The sequence below is a fragment of the Agromyces binzhouensis genome, assembly GCF_004135055.1.
Classification (GTDB): Bacteria; Actinomycetota; Actinomycetes; order Actinomycetales; family Microbacteriaceae; genus Agromyces; species Agromyces binzhouensis.
In genome coordinates this window covers 1-4,558 of sequence record NZ_SDPL01000248.1, presented here as the reverse complement: position 1 = coordinate 4,558, position 4,558 = coordinate 1, and the positions used below count along the sequence as shown (strand labels likewise).

Below are 4,558 nucleotides of genomic sequence, written 5' to 3'. Positions count from 1 at the left end.
TCGCCGGCCGACCTGGCGGGCGGGCGTCGCGGCCGTCGTCGCCGGCGTGCTCGCGCTCTCGGGCGCCGCGCCCGCTCAGGCCGACACGGTCCGCGACCTCCAGTACTGGCTGAACGACTACGGCTTCACCCAGGCGTGGACGATGTCGCGCGGCGACGACGTGACGGTCGCGATCATCGACACCGGCGTGAACGGCGACGTCGCCGAGCTGGAGGGCGTCGTGATCGGCGGAACGGATGTCTCGGGCATCGGCTCGTCCGACGGCCAGACGCCCGTGGGTGAAGAGGACGAGCACGGCACCATGGTCGCCTCGCTCCTGGCGGGCCGCGGCACCGGCGAGGGCAACGGCGTGATCGGCGTCGCCCCCGATGCCGACCTGCTGACGGCATCCGTCGCCTTCGGTCTCGAGACGGGGGCGGAGAAGACCAACGACGACCAGATCGCCGAGGCCGTCGTCTGGGCGGTCGACAACGGTGCCGACGTGATCAACATGTCGCTGACTCGGAACACGCCGGACTGGCCGGAGAGCTGGGACGACGCGTTCCGCTACGCGTTCGAGAACGACGTGGTGGTGGTCGCCGCCGCAGGCAACCGCGGGTCGGGCACGACCCAGGTCGGCGCGCCGGCGACGGTCCCGGGAGTGCTCGCCGTCGCCGGCGTGGACCGCGACCAGAACGCGAGCTTCGACGCGAGCTCGCAGGGCATCACCATCGCCGTCGCCGCACCGAGCGAGGACCTGGTGGGCGTGCTGCCCGACGGGAGCCATGTGGTGTGGTCCGGCACGAGCGCTGCGGCGCCCCTCGTCTCCGGTCTCGTCGCGCTCGTCCGTTCCGCGTACCCGGAGCTGGACGCCGCGAACGTCATCAACCGCATCATCCGCACCTCCGATCCGAAGGGCGAGGAGGTGCCCGGCCCGCTCTACGGCTACGGCATCATCGATCCGGTCGCGGCGCTCACGGCCGAGGTCGAGGCCGTGGAGCAGAACCCGCTCGGCAGCCTCGAGGACTGGATCCGCGTGCATCGGCGCGCCGACCTCCCCGACGCGGAGGGCTCGGAGAGCACCGACGACCAGGAGATCGTGCCCATCGCCGACCCCCCGCCTCCGCGCGCTGACAGCGCGAAGACCCTCCTGCCGACCCCGTGGACGTTGTCTTATATCACGGTGCCGCTCTCGCTGGTCGCCGGGTTTGGTACGCTAGCAGCGCTGTTGGGCATCGGCGCCACTCGGCACATCAGGCGTTCCACGCGCTCCGACGCGTAGGCGACGCAGGCATCACAGATCCAAGGAGTCCATTCACCGTGCCCAAGATTCTGATCGTCGGTGGCGGCTATGCGGGGTTCTACACGGCGTGGAAGCTCGAGAAGTGGCTGCGTCCCGGCGAAGCCGAGGTGACCGTCGTCGACCCGCTGCCGTACATGACCTACCAGCCCTTCCTCCCCGAGGTGGCCGCGGGCTCGATCGAGGCCCGCCACTCGGTCGTGTCGCTGCGTCGCCACCTCAAGAAGACCAACGTCATCACGGCGAAGGTGACCGGCATCGACCACGCGTCGAAGACCGCCACCATCACGCCCGAGGCGGGCGAGCCGTGGCAGTTCGACTACGACGTGGTCGTCGTCACGGGCGGCGCCGTCTCGCGCACGTTCCCGATCCCGGGCGTGGCAGACCAGGCGTACGGCCTCAAGACCATCGAGGAGGCCGTCGCGATCCGCGACCGCCTGCTCACCAACTTCGACAAGGCCGCGAACCTCCCCGCGGGCCCCGAGCGCGACCGCCTGCTGACGGTCGTCGTCGTCGGCGGCGGCTTCGCCGGCATCGAGGTGTTCGCCGAGCTCCGCTCCTTCGCGAGCGCGCTGCTCGAGTTCTACCCGCAGCTCTCGTTCGACGACACGCACTTCCACCTCATCGAGGCGATGGGCCGGATCATGCCCGAGGTGTCGCTGCCCACCAGCCACTGGGTGATCAAGCACCTCGCCCAGCGCGGCGCCGAGATCCACCTCGACACCCAGCTCACGAGCGCCGTCGACGGCCGGATCGAGCTCTCGACGGGTGAGACCTTCGAGACCGACCTCATCGTGTGGACCGCCGGCGTCATGGCGAACCCGGCGATCGTGCGCACGAGCGACCTGCCCGTCGAGGAGCGGGGCCGCATCAAGGCGCGCCCCGACCTTCGCGTGGGCGACGAGGACGACATCGTCGCCGACGCCTGGGCGGCCGGCGACATCGCCGCCGTGCCCGACCTCACGGGCGGCGGCGTCGGCGGCTACTGCGTGCCGAACGCGCAGCACGCGGTGCGCCAGGGCAAGCTCATGGCGAAGAACATCGTCGCGGTCCTGCGCGGTGAGGAGCCGAAGGACTACTTCCACAAGAACCTCGGCGCGGTCGCGGGCCTCGGCATCGGTTCCGGCGCCTTCCAGTCGGGCAAGATCGCAATCACGGGCCTGCTGGCGTGGTTCGCGCACCGCGGCTACCACGGTCTCGCGATGCCGACGTGGGAGCGCAAGTTCCGCGTGTTCTGGGGCTGGTGGAACAACTTCTGGCTCGGGCGCGACATCGTCTCGCTCAGCGCGGTGCAGAACCCGCGCGCCGAGTTCGAGCGCTTCGCCGCGCGTCCGAAGCCCGCGGGCGAGGTCGCGGCGCCGGCCGCTCCGGCGAAGTCGGAGGCCAAGAAGCCCGCTGCGAAGTCGGCCAAGCAGGTCGAGAAGGCCGTCGCCGCCAAGTAGCGCGCCCTATGCTGTGACGCGGTGCCGGCCCCTTCGGCCGGCACCGCGCTCCCGTAGCCCAATCGGCAGAGGCAGGCGACTTAAACTCGCCTCAGTCTGGGTTCGAATCCCAGCGGGAGCACTCGATCGGCCGTCGCTGCCGGCTGCGTCGGCGGTCGCTGCCGAGCGGGTCAGGACAACCGGTCGATCCGTCGGAGGATGAGCCCCTCGCGGAGCGCCCACGGCGAGACCTCGAGCGTCTTCGCCTTGAAGGCGCGCATCGTCTCGGAGAGGACGACCGCGCCCGCCACGATCTGGAACGTCCGGTCGGCGGTGATGCCGGGGAGGTTGGGGCGCGCGTCGGCGGGGATCCGTGCGAGGCGCGGGATCCAGTCGTCGAGGCGCGAGAGCTTCAGGATGCTGCGTTCCTCCGAGCCGACGCCCTCCTCGGTGCTCCCTGCGAGCCGGGCGAGCGAGCGGATGGTCTTCGACGACCCGACCACGTGGTCGACCTCGGGGATACCGCCGATCTCGTCGACGGTCGATCGGAGGACGGCGCGGGCGTGCGTGCGGAGCGCGTCGACCTGCTCGTCGGTCGGCGGGTCGGTCGAGAGGTACTCGATCGTGGAGCGGCCGGCGCCGAGCGGCACGGATCGCGCGTTGTCGGGGACCTCGTCGCCGCCGTGGGCGATCTCGAGCGAGCCGCCGCCGATGTCGAAGAGCAGGATGCGGCCCGCCGACCAGCCGTACCAGCGGCGGACGGCGAGGAACGTGATCCGGGCCTCATCGGCACCGCTCAGCACGTCGAGGTGGATCCCTGCGGCCTCCTCGATGAGCGCGAGCACCTCTGCGCCGTTCGTCGCCTCGCGGATGGCCGAGGTGGCGAACGCCAGGAGTTCGTCGATGCCGGATTCCTTCGCGACGGCGGACGCTTCGCGGACGGCCTCGAGGATGGCCTCGACGCCGGCCTCGCTGATCGACCCGTCGTCGTCCAGGTAGCGCATGAGCCGGAGGACCGCCTTGTGCGACGCGGCGGGGATCGGCCGGGCGCCGGGGTGCGCGTCGACCACGAGCAGGTGGACGGTGTTGGATCCGACGTCGAGAACCCCGAGGCGCATGCTGCGAGCGTACCGGGAGGCTGGTGCGGCGCGCGCGGTGCGGGCATACTTGGACGAACTGGGACGGTTGTCCCAGTGCCGTGTCTCCGGCGCCGAGGTCGAGCACGCCGAGAGGAGTGCCGTGTCCCGCATGTCCGCCGCCGAGCGCCGCCCCGCGCTCATCGAGGCGGGACTGCGGGTCATCGCCCGCGAGGGCATCGCCGGCGCCTCCACGCGGGCCATCGTCGCCGAGGCGGGGATGTCGCTCGCGAGCTTCCACTACGCGTTCGAGTCGCGCGAGGCGTTCCTCGACGAGCTCACGGCGGCGGTCGTGGCACGTGAGACGCAGGCCGTGCTGCCGCTGCCGGAGGTGGACGGCGACCTGCGCGAGGTCATCGAGGCGGGCTTCCTGCGCTACCTCGAGCACCTCCGCGCCGATCCGGCGCACGAGCAGGCCATGCTCGAGCTCACGCAGCACGCCCTGCGCGCTCCGGAGCGCCATCCGCTCGCCGTCGCGCAGTACCGGCGCTACGCCGACTTCGCCGAGGAGGCGCTCACGCTGGCCGCCGAGCGCGCCGGCGTCGCGTGGCGCGTCTCCGTCTCGGAGGTCGCGGGCGTGCTCGTCGCGTTCTCCGACGGCATCACCCTGAACTGGCTCGTCCACCGCGACGACCGCGCCGCACTGGCGGCCGCGCGCGCGGCCGCCGACGCGCTCTCGAGAATGGCGGACCCCACGGGACCCGAACCGACGGCGCCGCAGG

The 4,558-nt window shown here is 71.6% G+C and carries 4 protein-coding genes and 1 tRNA gene; 4 read left to right on the top strand and 1 reads right to left on the bottom strand.

The features are described from left to right. The 3 genes from ESO86_RS11840 to ESO86_RS11830 all read left to right on the top strand — a co-directional run. Positions 1 to 1,261 (top strand): S8 family serine peptidase (locus ESO86_RS11840; protein WP_422836489.1); only part of this gene is annotated, 1,261 nt, incomplete at its 5' end. A gap of 38 nt (positions 1,262 to 1,299) precedes the next feature. Then, complete coding sequence (locus ESO86_RS11835; protein ID WP_129235214.1) at positions 1,300 to 2,721, top strand: NAD(P)/FAD-dependent oxidoreductase; 1,422 nt, start codon at positions 1,300 to 1,302, stop codon at positions 2,719 to 2,721. 47 nt (positions 2,722 to 2,768) lie between these two features. Next, a tRNA-Leu gene (locus ESO86_RS11830) sits at positions 2,769 to 2,842 on the top strand. Between the two features lie 49 nt (positions 2,843 to 2,891). On the opposite strand, the gene ESO86_RS11825 is transcribed toward ESO86_RS11830, so the two are convergent. Further along, positions 2,892 to 3,818: a Ppx/GppA phosphatase family protein gene (locus tag ESO86_RS11825; protein WP_129235213.1), complete on the bottom strand. Its 927-nt coding sequence runs from the start codon at positions 3,816 to 3,818 to the stop codon at positions 2,892 to 2,894. Between the two features lie 130 nt (positions 3,819 to 3,948). Here ESO86_RS11825 and ESO86_RS11820 point away from each other — a divergent pair. Continuing rightward, on the top strand, positions 3,949 to 4,558 hold a 610-nt coding region (locus tag ESO86_RS11820; RefSeq protein WP_242492336.1), incomplete at its 3' end, for a TetR/AcrR family transcriptional regulator.

Bases quoted from the DNA above. Each gene is read 5' to 3' on its own strand.
- ESO86_RS11825 (WP_129235213.1), bottom strand. From the start codon at position 3,818: ATGCGCCTCGGGGTTCTCGACGTCGGATCCAACACCGTCCACCTGCTC.